At 42.8% G+C, this 15,609-nt stretch carries 20 protein-coding genes; 8 read left to right on the forward strand and 12 right to left on the reverse strand.

Annotated features, from left to right (window positions below; genetic code table 11):
• Positions 1 to 111: 111 nt before the first annotated feature.
• Positions 112 to 513, reverse strand: coding sequence for a hypothetical protein (locus LJ707_RS07880; RefSeq protein ID WP_228950263.1), 402 nt, complete (start codon positions 511 to 513; stop codon positions 112 to 114).
• A 248-nt stretch (positions 514 to 761) separates the two neighbouring features.
• Here LJ707_RS07880 and LJ707_RS07885 point away from each other — a divergent pair, with 248 nt between their 5' ends.
• Positions 762 to 2,636: an SPFH domain-containing protein gene (locus tag LJ707_RS07885; RefSeq protein ID WP_228950264.1), complete on the forward strand. Its 1,875-nt coding sequence runs from the start codon at positions 762 to 764 to the stop codon at positions 2,634 to 2,636.
• 57 nt (positions 2,637 to 2,693) lie between these two features.
• Here LJ707_RS07885 and LJ707_RS07890 read toward each other — a convergent pair whose 3' ends face one another.
• From LJ707_RS07890 to LJ707_RS07905, 4 genes are all read right to left on the reverse strand, one after another.
• Positions 2,694 to 3,185, reverse strand: coding sequence for a hypothetical protein (locus LJ707_RS07890; RefSeq protein WP_228950265.1), 492 nt, complete (start codon positions 3,183 to 3,185; stop codon positions 2,694 to 2,696).
• Positions 3,166 to 3,651, reverse strand: a complete 486-nt coding sequence (locus tag LJ707_RS07895) for a hypothetical protein (RefSeq protein ID WP_228950266.1) — start codon at positions 3,649 to 3,651, stop codon at positions 3,166 to 3,168. Before LJ707_RS07895 ends, LJ707_RS07890 begins: the two co-directional genes overlap by 20 nt.
• Before the next feature lie 79 nt (positions 3,652 to 3,730).
• Positions 3,731 to 4,648, reverse strand: coding sequence for a DUF6263 family protein (locus LJ707_RS07900; RefSeq protein WP_228950267.1), 918 nt, complete (start codon positions 4,646 to 4,648; stop codon positions 3,731 to 3,733).
• Positions 4,649 to 4,692: 44 nt separating this feature from the next.
• Positions 4,693 to 5,160: a DUF4126 family protein gene (locus tag LJ707_RS07905; RefSeq protein WP_228950268.1), complete on the reverse strand. Its 468-nt coding sequence runs from the start codon at positions 5,158 to 5,160 to the stop codon at positions 4,693 to 4,695.
• A 333-nt stretch (positions 5,161 to 5,493) separates the two neighbouring features.
• Here LJ707_RS07905 and LJ707_RS07910 point away from each other — a divergent pair, with 333 nt between their 5' ends.
• Positions 5,494 to 5,967 (forward strand): hypothetical protein, encoded by a 474-nt coding sequence (locus LJ707_RS07910; protein ID WP_228950269.1) that lies wholly within the window; start codon positions 5,494 to 5,496, stop codon positions 5,965 to 5,967.
• An 84-nt stretch (positions 5,968 to 6,051) separates the two neighbouring features.
• On the opposite strand, the gene LJ707_RS07915 is transcribed toward LJ707_RS07910, so the two are convergent.
• Genes LJ707_RS07915 through LJ707_RS07925 form a run of 3 tightly spaced genes read right to left on the reverse strand, consistent with a single transcriptional unit; the run spans position 6,052 to position 8,634 of the window.
• A complete protein-coding gene (locus LJ707_RS07915; RefSeq protein ID WP_228950270.1) occupies positions 6,052 to 7,038 on the reverse strand; it encodes an MlaD family protein in 987 nt (328 codons plus the stop codon).
• Positions 7,039 to 7,052: 14 nt separating this feature from the next.
• Positions 7,053 to 7,826 carry an ABC transporter ATP-binding protein gene (locus tag LJ707_RS07920; RefSeq protein ID WP_228950271.1) on the reverse strand — a complete coding sequence of 258 codons (774 nt, stop codon included), beginning with the start codon at positions 7,824 to 7,826 and terminating at the stop codon, positions 7,053 to 7,055.
• A 1-nt stretch (position 7,827) separates the two neighbouring features.
• Positions 7,828 to 8,634 carry an ABC transporter permease gene (locus LJ707_RS07925; protein ID WP_228950272.1) on the reverse strand — a complete coding sequence of 269 codons (807 nt, stop codon included), beginning with the start codon at positions 8,632 to 8,634 and terminating at the stop codon, positions 7,828 to 7,830.
• A gap of 200 nt (positions 8,635 to 8,834) precedes the next feature.
• Here LJ707_RS07925 and LJ707_RS07930 point away from each other — a divergent pair, with 200 nt between their 5' ends.
• Positions 8,835 to 9,089, forward strand: coding sequence for a hypothetical protein (locus tag LJ707_RS07930; RefSeq protein WP_228950273.1), 255 nt, complete (start codon positions 8,835 to 8,837; stop codon positions 9,087 to 9,089).
• Between the two features lie 17 nt (positions 9,090 to 9,106).
• On the opposite strand, the gene LJ707_RS07935 is transcribed toward LJ707_RS07930, so the two are convergent.
• The 3 genes from LJ707_RS07935 to LJ707_RS07945 form a co-directional block, all read right to left on the reverse strand.
• A complete protein-coding gene (locus tag LJ707_RS07935) occupies positions 9,107 to 10,018 on the reverse strand; it encodes a DUF4131 domain-containing protein (protein WP_228950274.1) in 912 nt (303 codons plus the stop codon).
• Between the two features lie 70 nt (positions 10,019 to 10,088).
• Entirely contained in the window at positions 10,089 to 10,532 is a 444-nt protein-coding gene (locus tag LJ707_RS07940) for a hypothetical protein (protein WP_228950275.1), read from the reverse strand.
• Between the two features lie 99 nt (positions 10,533 to 10,631).
• Complete coding sequence (locus LJ707_RS07945; protein ID WP_228950276.1) at positions 10,632 to 11,651, reverse strand: fatty acid desaturase; 1,020 nt, start codon at positions 11,649 to 11,651, stop codon at positions 10,632 to 10,634.
• Between the two features lie 198 nt (positions 11,652 to 11,849).
• On the opposite strand from LJ707_RS07945, the gene LJ707_RS07950 reads away from it, so the two are divergent.
• The 5 genes from LJ707_RS07950 to LJ707_RS07970 all read left to right on the forward strand — a co-directional run bounded on the left by LJ707_RS07950 (position 11,850) and on the right by LJ707_RS07970 (position 14,778).
• Positions 11,850 to 12,098, forward strand: coding sequence for a hypothetical protein (locus tag LJ707_RS07950; protein WP_228950277.1), 249 nt, complete (start codon positions 11,850 to 11,852; stop codon positions 12,096 to 12,098).
• A gap of 46 nt (positions 12,099 to 12,144) precedes the next feature.
• Entirely contained in the window at positions 12,145 to 12,336 is a 192-nt protein-coding gene (locus LJ707_RS07955; RefSeq protein ID WP_228950278.1) for a hypothetical protein, read from the forward strand.
• Positions 12,337 to 12,536: 200 nt separating this feature from the next.
• A complete protein-coding gene (locus LJ707_RS07960; RefSeq protein ID WP_228950279.1) occupies positions 12,537 to 13,058 on the forward strand; it encodes a DUF2911 domain-containing protein in 522 nt (173 codons plus the stop codon).
• 84 nt (positions 13,059 to 13,142) lie between these two features.
• Positions 13,143 to 14,234, forward strand: a complete 1,092-nt coding sequence (locus LJ707_RS07965; RefSeq protein WP_228950280.1) for a DUF3810 domain-containing protein — start codon at positions 13,143 to 13,145, stop codon at positions 14,232 to 14,234.
• Between the two features lie 58 nt (positions 14,235 to 14,292).
• Positions 14,293 to 14,778, forward strand: coding sequence for a hypothetical protein (locus tag LJ707_RS07970; RefSeq protein WP_228950281.1), 486 nt, complete (start codon positions 14,293 to 14,295; stop codon positions 14,776 to 14,778).
• Between the two features lie 3 nt (positions 14,779 to 14,781).
• On the opposite strand, the gene LJ707_RS07975 is transcribed toward LJ707_RS07970, so the two are convergent.
• Complete coding sequence (locus LJ707_RS07975; RefSeq protein ID WP_228950282.1) at positions 14,782 to 15,585, reverse strand: alpha/beta hydrolase; 804 nt, start codon at positions 15,583 to 15,585, stop codon at positions 14,782 to 14,784.
• Positions 15,586 to 15,609 lie beyond the last annotated feature (24 nt).

Genomic DNA, 15,609 nt, shown 5'->3' on the forward strand with positions numbered 1-15,609 from the left:
TAGTATCGATACAATACACGATTCCAAAACGTAGTTCACTTTATGAACCATGAACCATGAACCATGAACCATGAACCATGAACCATGAACCATGAACCATGAACCATGAACCTACTCCCTCACCGCCGTTACTCTTGATCCATCGGAGCCCATGGTTTCAAATACGATTTCTTTTTCGGTAAGTTTTGATACATAAAACGGAAACTCACGGGTTTGCCCTTCACTAAGCTCCTCTTTAAAACGGATGTTGTGGGCTTCGATATGGTAAGTTCCTTTTGATAGTACCTTGCCGTTCCAAACTATTTGTAGTTTATTGTTGCCCGTAAACTCGATGTAGGGCTTTAACTCCTCCAGTTGCATGGTTGATACGCTGTCGGGTGGATTGGCTTTCGGATTAAAAACTTTTACATATTTCCATTTTCCACGCAGATTTTCGGGTTTTAGGTCGCCGGTGCACCCCGTAATCAAAAAAAGCAACATGATATTTATTGACAGAATGATATTTTTTGCCATTTGGAAAGGCTTATAATTAATAAGTGAATTGTAAAAATATCACTTTATTACAACTTAATTAAATATTTAAAAACTCTTGACGGGGGTTAAAAACTGTGCAATATTTGGTCAGTAATATTTATACAAATGCGACCGTAACTCTACTCAAATCCTAAACAGCTATACAGCTAAGGTTTTGAAAATAAAGCTGTAAGCTTTTCTAAAAGGCCCCAACCTTATGGGCTTATCATTTTAAATTCATAAAAAAAATGTCTGGTTTATTTATTAACCTGTGGTGGGCTGTGCCTATCGTAGTAGCCCTTATTATGTACAAATTTGTACTCAGGGTTTTTTGCGGAATGGTTATCGTGCCTGATGACCGTATTGGTTTAGTAATAAAAAAGTTCACGCTTAACAACAGCAAGCGCATGCCCGACGGGCGCATCATTGCTACGCATGGCGAAGCCGGTATGCAAGCTAAAGCGCTCGCCCCGGGGCTATACTGGCGCTTATGGCCGTGGCAGTACGAGGTAATTATGGCGCCTTTTACCATTATTGAACAGGATAAGCTCGGCCTGGTAAAGGCGAAGGACGGTGCCTCGTTAGATACCGGCCGTGTGCTGGGTAAGCCTGTTGATTGCGACAAATTTCAGGATGCTATCGCTTTTTTGGATAATAATGGGCAGAAAGGCCCGCAGGCGGCATTCCTTACGCCGGGTAGTTACCGAATCAATACCTTTTTGTTTGAGATACAAACCGTGCCTATTACCCATATTAATGATAACAAGGTAGGCATCATTACCACGCTTGACGGCGAACCGCTGGATAAAGGCGAAATAGCCGGAGAATCCGTACATGGCCATAAAAATTACCAGGACCCCATAGCATTTATTAACGCCGGTGGCCGCAAAGGTTTGCAGGAGGACGTGATACTTTCGGGTACCTATTACCTTAACCCCTGGTTTGTAAGTGTTGAACAGGTGGATATGGTTTATATACCGATAGGTTACGTAGGGGTGGTAAACTCCTTTGTAGGCCCCGAAGGTAAAGACACCAGCGGCGACAGCTTTAAACATGGTAACATAGTAAAGCGCAACGAGAAAGGTGTTTGGGATGAACCGCTTGACCCGGGCAAGCACCCGGTGAATATTTATACCCACGCGGTTGAGATAGTGCCTACCACCAATATTGTACTTAACTGGGCCGATAGCCGTACCGAAGCGCATGAGCTGGATAAGAACCTGTGTACCATCACCGTCCGCTCGTCTGACGGGTTTACGTTTAATCTTGATGTATCGCAGATCATCCACGTGCCGCGTAATGAGGCGCCAAAGGTGATTGCCCGTTTTGGTAAAATGAAAAACCTGGTATCGCAGGTTTTGGAGCCAACTATTGCCAACTACTTCCGCAACTCGGCGCAACGCAGTGATGTGATTGGCTTTCTTGCTAACCGTATCCAACGGCAAAATGATGCTAAAGATCATATCAGCACCGTGTTAGCTGGTTATAATGTGGTAGGGGTGGACACCCTGATAGGCGACATTGTGCCACCCGCGGCGCTGATGAAAACCCTTACCGACCGTAAAATAGCCGAACAGGAAAAGGTGACCTATGAGATACAGCGCCATGCGCAAATTGAACGTAAGGAATTTGAAAGCGCCAAAGCCGGTGCCGATATGCAGCCCGAGGTGGTAAAATCAACCAGGCAGGTAGAGATCAATACCCAGATGGCGGCATCAAAGGTGGCCGCGGCCAAAGGTGAGGCCGAATCAAAAACCATAAATGCCAAGGCCGATGCCGAGGTAAAGACCATCAATGCTAAAGCCGACGCCGAAGTAAAGACGGTTAACGCCGCCGCCGATGCTACCGCTACCGAAGTTAACGGTGTTGCCGAAGCAGGCAAGATCAAAGCAATAGGTTTAGCCGAGGCCGAGGTTACCAAGCAAAAAACCGAAGCTATGGGTACCGAACAGTATGCCGTGGTGCGTGTAGCCGAGGCGTTGGCCAGCAACAACATCAAGCTGGTGCCTGAAATACTGGTGAGCGGCAAGGATGGCGGCTCCGGCGGAATGATCGATGCGCTGATTGGCAACGAGATGCTTAAAAAACTGCAAAAAGACAACGCTGCAACAGCAACCGAATAAAGATACCCTACCTAAACCCTTATCACATCAAGCAAAAAGCGCCCTTTCGGGCGCTTTTTATTGTGTTGATTTTAATTGTTTAAGTTCTGTTTTGAGCTCGTTCATCTGCTCGTTCATTTGCCTGTTCTCCAGGTAATAATAAATAGCGAAACCCAAAAATATCTTACCTAATACAAACACCGCGGCAAACACCCACCGCCATGCTTTGTGTATGCGCATGTGTGTTGCTTCCGATTCAATATCAATGTATTGAGATTTGTTATCGGTTTCAGTATTTTGCTTTGGCTGTTCGCGGTAAATCTGCGGTTTTAAAGGCTCGCGCATGGTTATCTCGTTTATCTCATCGGCTATTTTAGGCCAAAGGTTGGCGGGCGGCTCAATAGCCATTGATGCAGCCAGCTTTTCCATATCATCCTCAAGCGCAAGTAAAGCATCCTTAACTTCAGGGTGTTTCTCCTTCATGCTAAGTACTTCCTGCACCTCCTGCTGCGAAGCACAGCCTAATACATAGGCTTCAAGTATGCCGCTGTTAATGTACTCCTGCATCATTACTTCGTCTAATAATTAAAAATGCTTCTTTTAATAATCTTCTCACGGTATCTTCTTCCTCATTCATTTCGGCGGCAATGGCTGTAACGTTTTTACCATGATAATGTATGCCGCAAAAAACGGTTAACTGCCTGGTATTCATGCTGCTCAAAAATTTATTAGGCCGATTTTTTACCGTTTCGTTAACATCACATTCTTTAACAGTATCAAAATAGCTGGTCAGCTTTTTACGTGCAAGCAGTTGCAGCTTGCAGTAAATGTTCTCGTCTGTAGTTTTTAATACATCAGGTATGGCCGCTACAGCAATAAAAATATCAGCCAGATACTGCTCAGCCATTTTGTGATCCTTCACTACATCATATATATAACCCATTAGCATGCCTGCATACTGGTCATATATATGCTGTACATCCTGCACCTTTGCATGCACAGATGTATCTGCAGAAAATTGTAAACGTGTGTTCAAATGATATATGGGGTCTGTAAAGCATCTCAAATATCACTATTTTTTTATTTAAAATAAACAAAGCTAACCTATTATTCTTTCAAGGTGTAATTACTGTAAGGGTGGTGCTTATGGCAACGGGTATCGCCAGTCCGCCGGGTAGCTTAGGATTGTCGGTCACAATAATATTCCCCTTTAAATTTTGTGTTACTTCGGCTGTTTTCGGCCAGCCGTTTCTTTTATTTATGGTAATCGTCGAGGTGGTATTGCCTGCCAGGTTACGTTTAACCGGCATTCCGTTAAGTTGAACGGTATCGTTTGTTAGGTTTGTTTGAGCAGTGCCGTTGCCGCGGATAGTGATATCCGTAAGCGTGGTGTTTTTAACAAAGTAAAAATTGTGTACCATAAGGGGTATTTCACTATCAACATTATTAGTAAGCACCCATTTATCAGTTTTATTGATTGTTGATGGAGGGAAAATATAGATCAGTTTCCCCAGCAGATCAACAATAGCATTGCCACCTAATGATGACTGAAGTTGTTTAAATGCCTGCTCCCTTTGCGCTGCAGATACCTGTAAGGTGTTGGTTATTTCGGTCAGGTTTTTCTCCGCCTCATTAGCTGCTGCCACCTTGCCTGTTCGTGTTAAAATAAGCCGGAAGGGCAGGGCTTTCAATTTAGCCAGCACCTTTGAATAGAGGTTGGCCGTATCTGCATGTTCTGAGCTGAATTGAAGGTTGCCATTGGGCATATCCATTTGCAGGCTAACGCTGTCGTACTTTGCCTTAACTGTATATAAGGTGTCCTGCACGTCAGTCACTGTAAAACTCATTTTTGCCGATAGTATCAAGCGTGTTTCCAGCGGGCGTTCACGTATGGTTTGGTTGGTGGTGGTGGTTTGTTTAAGTATGAGCGTATAGGTGTTACCTTTGGTAAGGTTTAAGGCAGGCCGCAGCTTTTGGCCGGTAGCCAAAAAAGTAAAAAGCAGCAAAAAAGCAGTGCCCCAAAGTTTTTTCATGTGCATTGGCCCTGCCTTAAAAACGGAGCGAGTGAATATACAACTTATTTAAGTATTAGCCGGGCCAGTGCTATTGCCAGTGCATCTTCGGTGGCTCCGGTTACATAGTCCTTTACATGCGGGCGGCTGCTTATGTACCTGCGCAAATAAAAGCACGCATAGGTTGATGCCAGTGCCGCGCCACCGCCTATAAGCGCGCCGGTGAGTACGTTTGATTTGCTTGCCTTGCTTAAGGCTGCTGCCGATAACGCGCCATTAACCACACGGCCAATCAATCCTCCTAAAGCAGTACGGTTTGGCGCCGCCGGAAGTTTATCACCCACCAATTCACCGGCGCTTAGCGCTTGCAATACCCTCACACCGGTGGTTGATCGCAATATTTTTATCGCCGTATTATCATTATCGGTAGCAGGTTGGTTAGCGAGGTAAGTAGCCGTAGCTGCCGGAGCAAGCATGGCACGCATACCGGCTACAATGCCAATGCCTATGGCTTGTTTAAGTTGTTTATTCATCTGTAGTGTATTTAATACACAACATCTGAAAATTACAGCGGTTTTAGTTAAGTGTTTATTAATTTAATCAATACAAATTTTCGATTAAATAAAGCTGAGGCGCTTTTAGGGATAATTTGTATAAAAAAGCGAACATAAGTGTTTGATGTATTTTTTAAAAAAGCTAATTGATGAAATTAAATTTCTTTTAGGGAAATATAAAAAGTAACAAATGTGTCACAATTAACCGGTGGTAAAACTACAGGGAGTAATGCACAAATTTTAAGAATTAGTTACCAACATCCGGGTTTTATGGCAACATGTTTGGCTATGGTGTGTAGGAAATCTATGGCTATGAAAACAAATTTTATTTTTAACAGATACAAAGCTTGTATCCATAATGCCAATTGGACATTTAATCATTATTACAAGTACAGTAATTGTTATTCAATACGCTCTGTTGATGAAGAGATGCAATCAATACTGCATAAAGTAGGTATTGCTTACGCAAGGCTTATAAGCTTTGTTAAATTAAGAAAGAACAACGACCTCACCGAACCAGGCATTACCGATATTATAGATGAATGCGAAGTGTTAATGCAAAACAAAGGTTCGTTTTTTTTAAAGGTGCTTAACTTTTTAAATACAAATTATGATTGGTTACTAAAGGTTTTTGATAGTGAGTACTTTTTAAAGGTTATTAGCAAGGAAATTGAAGGACTGGAAACTAACCTGGCTTATGCAAACAAACTGGTAAGTAAAATGGATGTGATGCTTAAAACATCACAACATGTTTACGACACTACGCTGCAATTAAAAATAGCCTGAATGACTAAATTGTGTTTGAAATAAAAAAAGCCCCGCCCATTTGGGCGAAGCTTTCAATTAGATCAGGCAACTGTACCCTGTATATTATTTGCCTTTTAAACTATCAGCGCGGGCTTTCTCCCGTTTCTTAAAAAATCCCCTCAACAAAAAGTTGTGCTGAGCGGCCTCAAGGTCATCATTCAGTTTAATTGAACTTTGCTCAAGGTAATTAAGCGTATTTTGCATTTTAACGGCCGTTTTACGGTCATTAAGTAAAATACCCAACGCGTTATCGGTAGTATTAAGTTTTGATGATGCCTTGTTCAGGTTATCGGTAAGCATACTGGCGTTGGCAGCGGTTTGCTGTAATTGCGCAACCGACTGGCGTATTTGCGCAAAAGTAGCCGTATCGGTAAGCAGCTTATCAGCCAGGCCGCCTTTAGTATTCATCTTGTTGCTAAAGTTATCTAACTGTACAGCCATACGCGATGCGCTTTCGGTAGTTGATTGCAGGTTTTTCATGGCACTGCGCAGTTGCAGGGCCATGGTGCTATCAGCCAATAACGCGCCAACGGTGCCTTTGCCCTGTAATATCTGGCTGCTTAGTTGCTTAAAATCTTTAGTGATAGATAGCAGGTTGCGGTTATTCTCCTGCAAGGTGCTCATCATCTCATCAGTTGATAGCATTTTTTCTGACTGTATCCTGTCGCCATCCTCAATTGCCGGTGCCTGCGGGCTGCCGCCATCAAGTACAATGATCTTGTTGCCGATCAAACCGTCAGACCCAATTTTGGCCTGCGTGTTACGGTGGATGTAAGGTTGTACCGCGGCATCAACTGACATTACCACCTCAACCTGTGAGTTGCTGCTGAAGGCGATCTCTTTAACGGTGCCTATCTTAACACCCGAGAACCAGATGTTGCTGCCTTTTTTTAAGCCGGCTACATCGCTAAAGGTTGAGCGTATGTTAATGCTCTTAACAAATGATTTTGATGAACTACCCAGCGTAAGTACCCCCACCACAAATATGATGGTACCCAGGGCAATAAATATGCCCACTATAATCGCGTTTTTTCTTTCTGAAGCATCCATTAGTATGGTATGTTTTATTGAATAAAGTTATAATCATAAAAAGGTTTCACGCGCGCGTCATCTGTTTCAAATATTTCATCAAATGAGCCAACGCGCTGAAACTGACCGTCAAGCAGCATGGCTATACGGTCGCCTGTGCTTTTGGCACAGGTAAGGTCGTGCGTAATAATGATAGACGAGGTATGATAGCGTTGCTGAACTTCATTGATCAGGTCATTGATCTCGATACAGGTTATCGGGTCGAGGCCTGCCGTGGGTTCATCATACATCATTATTTCGGGATTAAGTATAAGTGTGCGTGCAATACCTATACGTTTGCGCTGCCCGCCCGAAAGTTCTGACGGCATCTGGTTGATGGTTTGCGAAAGGCCAACGCCCTCAAGCACTTCCTCAACCGCCACGTTTATTTCTTTACGGGTAATGCCCTTGCGGTTACGTACCAGCGGAAACTCGAGGTTTTTACGCACCGTCATGCTATCATAAAGTGCGCTGTTTTGAAACGAGAACCCAATACGTACGCGCAATTGCTGCAATTCCTTATCATTTAAGGCAAGTACATTGTTGCCTAATACATTTATGCTGCCTTCTTCGGGTCTTAATAAACCTGATATTAATTTAATTAATACTGATTTACCGGTGCCCGAACGCCCAAGCACCACCAGGTTTTCGCCCTGAAATATATCCAGATCAATACCTCGTAAAACATGGTAATCACCAAATGATTTCTGAAGGTCACGTATGCTTATAACCGCGTTATTATAGTCGATATGTGCTGTTGACTTTTCCATATTACCTGAACCAGCCGGTTATTTGAACAATCAGTATCTCCTCAATAAATATCAAAAACATGGCAATTACTACCGCGTTGTTAGCCGCTTTACCTACGCCCTCGGTGCCTTTGTTTGAGTGGTAGCCCTGGTAACAGCCAACCAGGCCAATGGTAAAGCCGAATACTATAGCCTTTACCAATGATTGATTGATGTCGATAAAATCTATCGGATCAAACACTTCACCCATAAACGCGCTGTAGCTGATACCTTCGTTAGCGCTGATGTTAAGGTAAGCGCCTAATAAGGCTATTAACGCCGTATAGGTAGCCAGCAGCGGTATAGTAAGCGTAGTAGCCAGTACACGCGTGCAAACCAGGTATTTAAACGGGTTAGTGCCTGATACTTCCATAGCATCTATCTGCTCGGTTACGCGCATTGAGCCAAGCTCGGCACCAATACCTGAACCTACTTTGCCCGATGCGATGATGGCCGTAACCATAGGTGCCAGTGCCTTTAATATAGCGATGGACACCAGCGATGGCAGCCATGATGTAGCGCCAAACTCAAGCAGCGAAGGCCTTGATTGCTTGGTGAATATAATACCGATAATAAAACCTGTTAATGATATAAGCGGCAGCGAACGCACACCTAACTGATAGCACTGATGTATAAGTTCCTTAAATTCAAAAGGGGCTACAAAAGCCTCCTTAAAAAAGCGCGCTGTAAACCCGCCGATGCGGTACAGGTCAACAAAAAAGTCGGCAACGCGCTTCCTGATCTTTGAGCCGGGGTTGTGTTGCGGAGGTGTTGTACTTGCTGTATCCATTAATGCGCGCAAAGGTATTATTTATGCCTTATAAATAAGTAACGCATACCTTACAAATTAAGTGCCATATTGTTTATAGCGATTAATATTAAACTTTACTGACATTTAATTAGCTGCAAGGGGTACTAAAAAATTACTTGCTCTTAAAACTTTAAGTTAGGTTATCGCTTTAATCTACAAAAAGAAATAAGTATTTGATAATGGGAGCTTATAAGCAAAAGTGGATGCAAATTTTAAACAGGGCGAATTTGCAGGGATGGACAATTGAAGAAACAGATGATGCTATATATATAAATATGCCTAATGTTACTGACCTGAAACTGATACGTGATAACATACCGAATACCATAGCCGCTTTAACGCTTGATATTGACGCCCCGAAAGAACGCCTGAAATTTATTTTTCATAACGGGCACGAAACCTTTGATTATATACTTAACCCCGACGAGGAGTAGATAAGTAATAGCTGAATTTAAAAAAAGCCCGGCGTTTTATAATAATAAATAGGCGCGTAGGCACCTTCGCTGGTGGTAAAGTAGCCGCTGCCGCCCGGCGTAAAGGCAATGGCCTCACCTAATTTTTCCTGCTGATACGGCAGCTCAAGTGGTTTGCGTTGCAGGGTTTGCCATATTGCTTCGCCCGGTTGGCGTTTCCAGTAAAATACCTTTTGATAATTTTTAACCAGCACCTGTTTACCATCCTTTGAAATGTCTGCAGCGGTTATCCATTTAAGGGGTTTTAAACCGGCAAAAAACAACTTGCAGCGTTTGGTAAGCTTCAGTGTATCATTAGGTTTATATTTTAACGGTGCTGTGTAAACGCTAACACTGTCATACCTCTTGGTAACAATATACATCAGTTCATCAACCGGATCTATCATCATGGCTTCGGCATCCTTTGCCCCATCCGGATAGATGAGGTTTATAGCCACTGCTTTGGTATGTGTTTCCTTTTGTATTATAAATGATGGCCTGTCCCTCAGCCTGTAAATAGTTACAAAGGGCCTCGCCGAAAAGTTGTCGCCAATATCGGCAATGTAAATATAGTCGGCACCTTTTATAGGCCCGGGGCCGGTGCTTATATCTTCACAGTCATGCCCGCCCGGCTGGGTGGTGTGCTGCCAGTTATAGTATATGGTTGATAATATTTTGCCCTCGGTAGTTATAGCAAAAATGCGACTGGTATCGCCGCTGTCATTATGTGCATAGTACACATCCTTATTTATGGTTGATGCCGTAATGCCCGATATCTCATCAGCCTCCTTGTTTTGCAGCCGACCGGATATGCTGTACTTTTGGCCAAGGTAACGGTGCCAGCCATACGCCGAAAAAAATACCACCATTACAATTGCCAATAACACCCATATTTTTTTTTGCCTGCTCATTTTGAGTATTTAACAGGCAAAGTAGCTATTTATTGTTAAGTTTTTAATGATAAGAGGTAATTGTTATTAATTAATGAGCGATGGCGGTGTGCTGATGTTGTGTTTCCTGTTCTATCTCATCAAATGTACGGTAATCGGCCAGGCCCAGCTCATGCACATACTTGCAGTTATGGTTACTGCCCGGAGCAATAAATACCGGCATATCAAAACCCAGTTGCTGGTAGTAGGGGATGATGAACGATTGTACAGGTAAACTATTGGCTGTATCAATAATTTTTTGAGTGAGTTTTTTCAGCGGTTTAAGTAATAGCTTAATATCGTTAAGCAAAATATCGTCAGACAGGGGTACCCAACGGTTTACGCCTTTAATTTCAATAAGCAAGGCATTGTTACGTACGCCCTGCAGGCTGCCAATAACATTACGATCATTACTTAAAAGGCTGTTTACCACCACCAGTTGCCCTATATAACGGCTAAACACCATTACCCGCTCATGCACGCTCACTGCTATCATATTTGCTAATTTTATTAGCAAATATGCAATAAATGTTATTTAACCGCAAGGCTTATTTACAAAAAAATCCCCTCCTTAGCAGGAGAGGATCAATATGTTTTAAACCACAGCGGCGGGTTTTTCTATCTGAATTTCCGCATCAGGGCGCGATTGGTCTTTCAACGGCACTTTGCCCCTGTCCTTGCGCACAATGCGGCTGAACAGTGATATTTCTTTATCAAATAAAAAGCGGAAGAATAGCACTGTCCAGGATTTATGTGATATTAAAGTATCATAATAAACCGGCGCGGTTTTTTTAATTCTTGGTAAACGGTTCCATGGTATTGATGGAAAATCATGATGCTCATTATGAAAACCTACGTTAAATGATACCGTATTTAAACGGCCGTAATAGCTGTAAGTTTCCTGCTCCTCGTTATGGGTAAGGTAATGCTCCTGTATCCAGCGTGCGCCAAGCGGGTGTAAACCTACCGAGAACATAAAGCTCAAAAACAGGTAACCAACGGCGGCACCGCCAAAAAAGTACCATATGGCCGCTGTAAATACAACTTGTACCAATACGTTTGCTACTATCCACGAGTCGAAATTTTGGATCTCTTTTAACCTTGATATACGGAATACCTGGAATACCGGGAAGAAAAGCAGCCAAACAGCCTTGCCTAAAAATGAGTTATTGATCAGTTTTGCTTCCCAGCGGTTAGGCAAATCGGCATCAAGCTCATGTATACCCTGAAAGGAATGATGTTTGATGTGATAACGCTCAAACGACACAGAACTTGGAAATATTTGCGGCATATTGGCCAGCATACCGGCCCAGCGGTTAAGTTTTTTGTTTTTAAACAGCAGGTGATGCGCGCACTCGTGTATCATTACAAACAGGGAATGATCAGCAAAAGCGCCTAATAAATAAGCCGCGCCTACAATTACCCACCATGCCTGATCGCGTACCAGCCATGCCATTACTACCTGGAAAAGCACCAGGCCTAATATAGCAAAGATGGTAGTTGGGTTTCTGCCGATAAGGTTACGCACCTCTGGGTGCTCCTTTAATATTTTTTTTGTACGTATGCGGTGCGGTTCCGAATACTCCGAATAAATGAAGTCAGTTTTTTTTGTCATACCCTTGTAAATATAGACATAACGTTGATATTACACAATCGGTATTAAAGAAAGTGATTATTGTTTGCATTAATTTTTTTAAAATCATGTTAAAATTGACGTATAATCTACTCTAATGTTATTTTAATGTTAAGCATTGGTGAACTTATGATGTAATGTTAATTGATGTTTGCTTAACATCCTTGTTACATTTGCATCATGCCGAACGCTACTCTTCCAGCCTATGCCATTGTTGAATTATTAATACGTTTATCCGGGATCAATAAGCAAATAGGTGATTATAAAGGTCACACAATACGTAACGGCTTTATAAATGTTAAAACTACCGGGGGTACGGTAAAGCTTACACCCGATCTGGTAATGCAGCAATTTAACGCGCCCGAACAAATAGGTGTAGAGCAGTTAATATTAACCGCAAGCTCTTTCAGGCAGCAGCGCAAGCCGTAAAACTATTTACATTATATGCTGTTAAGTTTCATAAATACAGGCATATATGAAAACCGACAAACACTATAAGTTTATTAACAGCGTTACCGGTTATTGCATATTTCATTACTCAATAAGCGGAGAGCTCACACCCGAGCAGGTAAAGGCTGAACTTGAAAAAGTTAAATCGCAGGTGGCCTCAAATAATCGCCTGTTGCTTAATACCGTTTACTGGGAAGAGGTGAAGGATGGTAATTGATCACATCCCCTAAAAAATAAAACCCACGCCCTGTTAAAGGCAAGAGCAAAAAATCACAACCATTGTTTAATCTTACGGTCAATTCCTAACTGCAAGGTGATATTGAGTAGCAGGGGGGATAATTGTTTATTTATTTGCCGATACAATTTGCCAAACCAAACCGTTAATTACCTTTGCAGTAACTAATTTTAAATACCACCATGAACAAAGCATTAAAATTAAAGGCGTTTGCAGTTGTGCTTATCGCCATGTTCTTTTCAATTACCACCAAAGCGCAGGATGCTAAACCTGTTGCCAGCCCGCGCGACAGTGTTAGCGGCAAAGCCGGTAAAGCCAACATCTCTATTAACTATGGTAGTCCATCAGTAAAGGATCGTAAGATTTGGGGATCGCTGGTGCCTTACGGCCAGGTATGGCGTGCCGGTGCTAACGAAGCTACCGTTTTTACTACCGATAAAGCAATAAAGGTTGAAGGTAAAACCCTGCCCGCAGGTACTTACAGCTTTTTCACTATTCCAACCGAAGGTGAGTGGACAGTAGTATTTAACAAAGTGCCGAAACAATGGGGTGCTTATAAATATGAGCAAGCTCAGGATGCTTTGCGCGTAACCGTTAAACCGGTAAAATCTGACGCGAAGAAAGAGCGCCTGGTTTATGCCATTAACCCTAAAGGTTTTACTTTAAGCTGGGATGAATTAACTGTACCGGTATCTGTAAAGTAATTAACCCGCAGAATATTTTGAAGCCCTTGCAAATGCAGGGGCTTTTTGTTGCAGCATGGTTGCCGTTATGTATATTTACAGCTAATGTTTAAACCTCATTCTCCCCTTATTAAATTACTCATTACTGTATTTACATTGGGGCTTACTATTTACCTGCTCATGGTATTTGCTGATCATCCGCAGGCGGTGGAGCAATATTATTCGCAGGGTTTGTACCGGGGTATAGCTTTGGTGCTGCACACGCTTTTTAACTGGCTGCCATTTAGTATTGGCGATGTGCTATACATCGCGGTGTCGCTTTGGCTGCTGTATGTTGTTTTCAGTATAATAAAGCAGTTGTTTAAAAAGCGCTTTAAAGGCGCTTTATATACTGCGTTGCGTTTGGTTATTGGTATACAGGTTGGGGTGGTTGTGTTTTATCTGTTTTGGGGATTGAATTATTTTCGCCCGCCGGCCAGCGTACGTTTAGGGCTTACCGATACCGCCTATACTGTTACCGACCTGAAGGCCGTTACCCTGGTGCTGATAGATAGTGCCAACCAAACCCGGCAAAAACTATCGCCCGCGGATATGGACGTACCTAACGATAGTATTTATACATCGGCAGAACAAGCGCTTAAAAACCTGTCAGATTCGTCGGCACAGTTTAAAACCTATTACCCGGGTGTAAAGCCGGCCATGCTAACCTTTGTTATAAATTATTTAGGTACATCAGGCTATTATAATCCTTTTACTGGCGAGGCGCAAATTAATTACCAGATGCCGGTTTATATGCGCCCGTTTGTGGCCTGCCATGAACTTTCGCACCAGGTAGGGTTCGGGCCGGAGGATGAAGCCAACTTTGCCGGCTTTTTGGCGGGCATAAAATCAAAGGACAAACTGCTGCGCTACTCGGCTTATTATACCGGCATGACGGAGTTTATGTATGCCCTGCGCGCTGCCGATACCACCTCATTCAAGCTGTTTAAAAAACGCATCAGCAAAAACGTAATGGCTGATTTGAAAGCCGAGAGAAAATACTGGGAGTATTATGAAGGCAGACTGGACGCGGTGAGCAGTATTTTTTATGATAAGTTTTTAAAAGTGAATAACCAGCCGCAGGGATTGCTTACCTATAACCAGATGATTACGCTTGCAATGGCCTGGTATAAAAAACAGCCGCAGGCAGGGCGCTAATTACCTTGTGTAACAAATAAGTAACAAATGCTTATATTTGAGGGAGTTTAATGTTGAAATGAAAAGAGTGCTCCTTATCATGCTGCTATTTACCTGCGGATACGTGCAGGCACAAAGCTTAACCCTTAATGACCTTACCAACCTTGCCCAGCTAAGTAACGGCGAGGCGCATGATTACCTGGTTATATCGCGTAAATTTAAGCGCGATTATATACAGAAGATTGATGGCAAACAGGTAGAGAACTACAAAGGCCTTAGTGATACTACCAAACGTGAAAGCGTTATAATAGGCGACGGCCAAAAGCTGGGTAACGGCCTGCTGCTGCGCAATGTATACTACGCCACCAACAACCGCAAATTTTTACTGAACCTTATAGCGCAGGCTAAGCAATCAAACTTTAAGCTGAGCTTTACCGGTATGGATGCAGGCAATAACATTTTTATGTTTGATGACGATCTGTATCACATCATCATCAACGTTGGGCGCGGTAAGGGTACCGGTTCTGTTAGCGTAAAGCAAAAAGAGTTTGCGGGCGTTTATTAGCGCTTAGTTTAGCGTACCGGGTAAACGTTTTATATATTCCTCATTTTTATCAATACCGTTATGCTTTTGTCCGTTCAGGATGATAAGCTGATCTCCCGGCTTAAAATGCTGTTTTAATCGTAATGAAGATTGATGATAGATGGTTTCATCCGCATTGCCATGAAATATGATTACCGGGGATTTGACCTTTTCAATATAACTATAAGTATTTAACTGGTATTTAGAGATAAATGCCGGCAAATAAGGGTATAAGTGCTTTGCCAGATCAGTAAAGCTGTAATAGGGCGCCAGCAGTACGAGTTTATCGGGCTGGTTATTAGCCGCCAGCCATGCCGCCGGGCCGGTACCGATAGAAAAACCCATAATAATGATCCTTCGGCCGCGGTACTCATTCTTCAGCGTGTCATAAGCGGTTTGTACTGCGGTTAACAATTGGGCCTCGCTGCTGATATGGCCGGTGCTTTTGCCAAATCCGGGATAATCCAAAACAAACATATCGTAATTTTTGGCGGTATGTTCGGGCGTGATATCACCCCAATCGTCAGCATTCCCCGCGTTGCCGTGCAAAAAAAAGATCAGCCCTTTGGCGGTATCAGCCCTAAATAAAACACCGCTTAAAGTATCATTACCATTCTTGATGCTATATTCCTTAAACGGATAATCAAACTTAAATTGATGGTTACGCGGCAGCTTTGCTTCGTGAAAGATCAGCTTATCCTGCTCAAAATAAAAATAACAGCAAACCGCTATATAAAGTGCCGCGGCAATGCCTGCAAGCCAGGCAATCAGCTTTAAAAGTTTGTTCATAAAATGCGGTCAAGTTATGTAAAT

Source organism: Mucilaginibacter sp. UR6-1 (assembly GCF_020880975.1).
Classification (GTDB): domain Bacteria; phylum Bacteroidota; class Bacteroidia; order Sphingobacteriales; family Sphingobacteriaceae; genus Mucilaginibacter.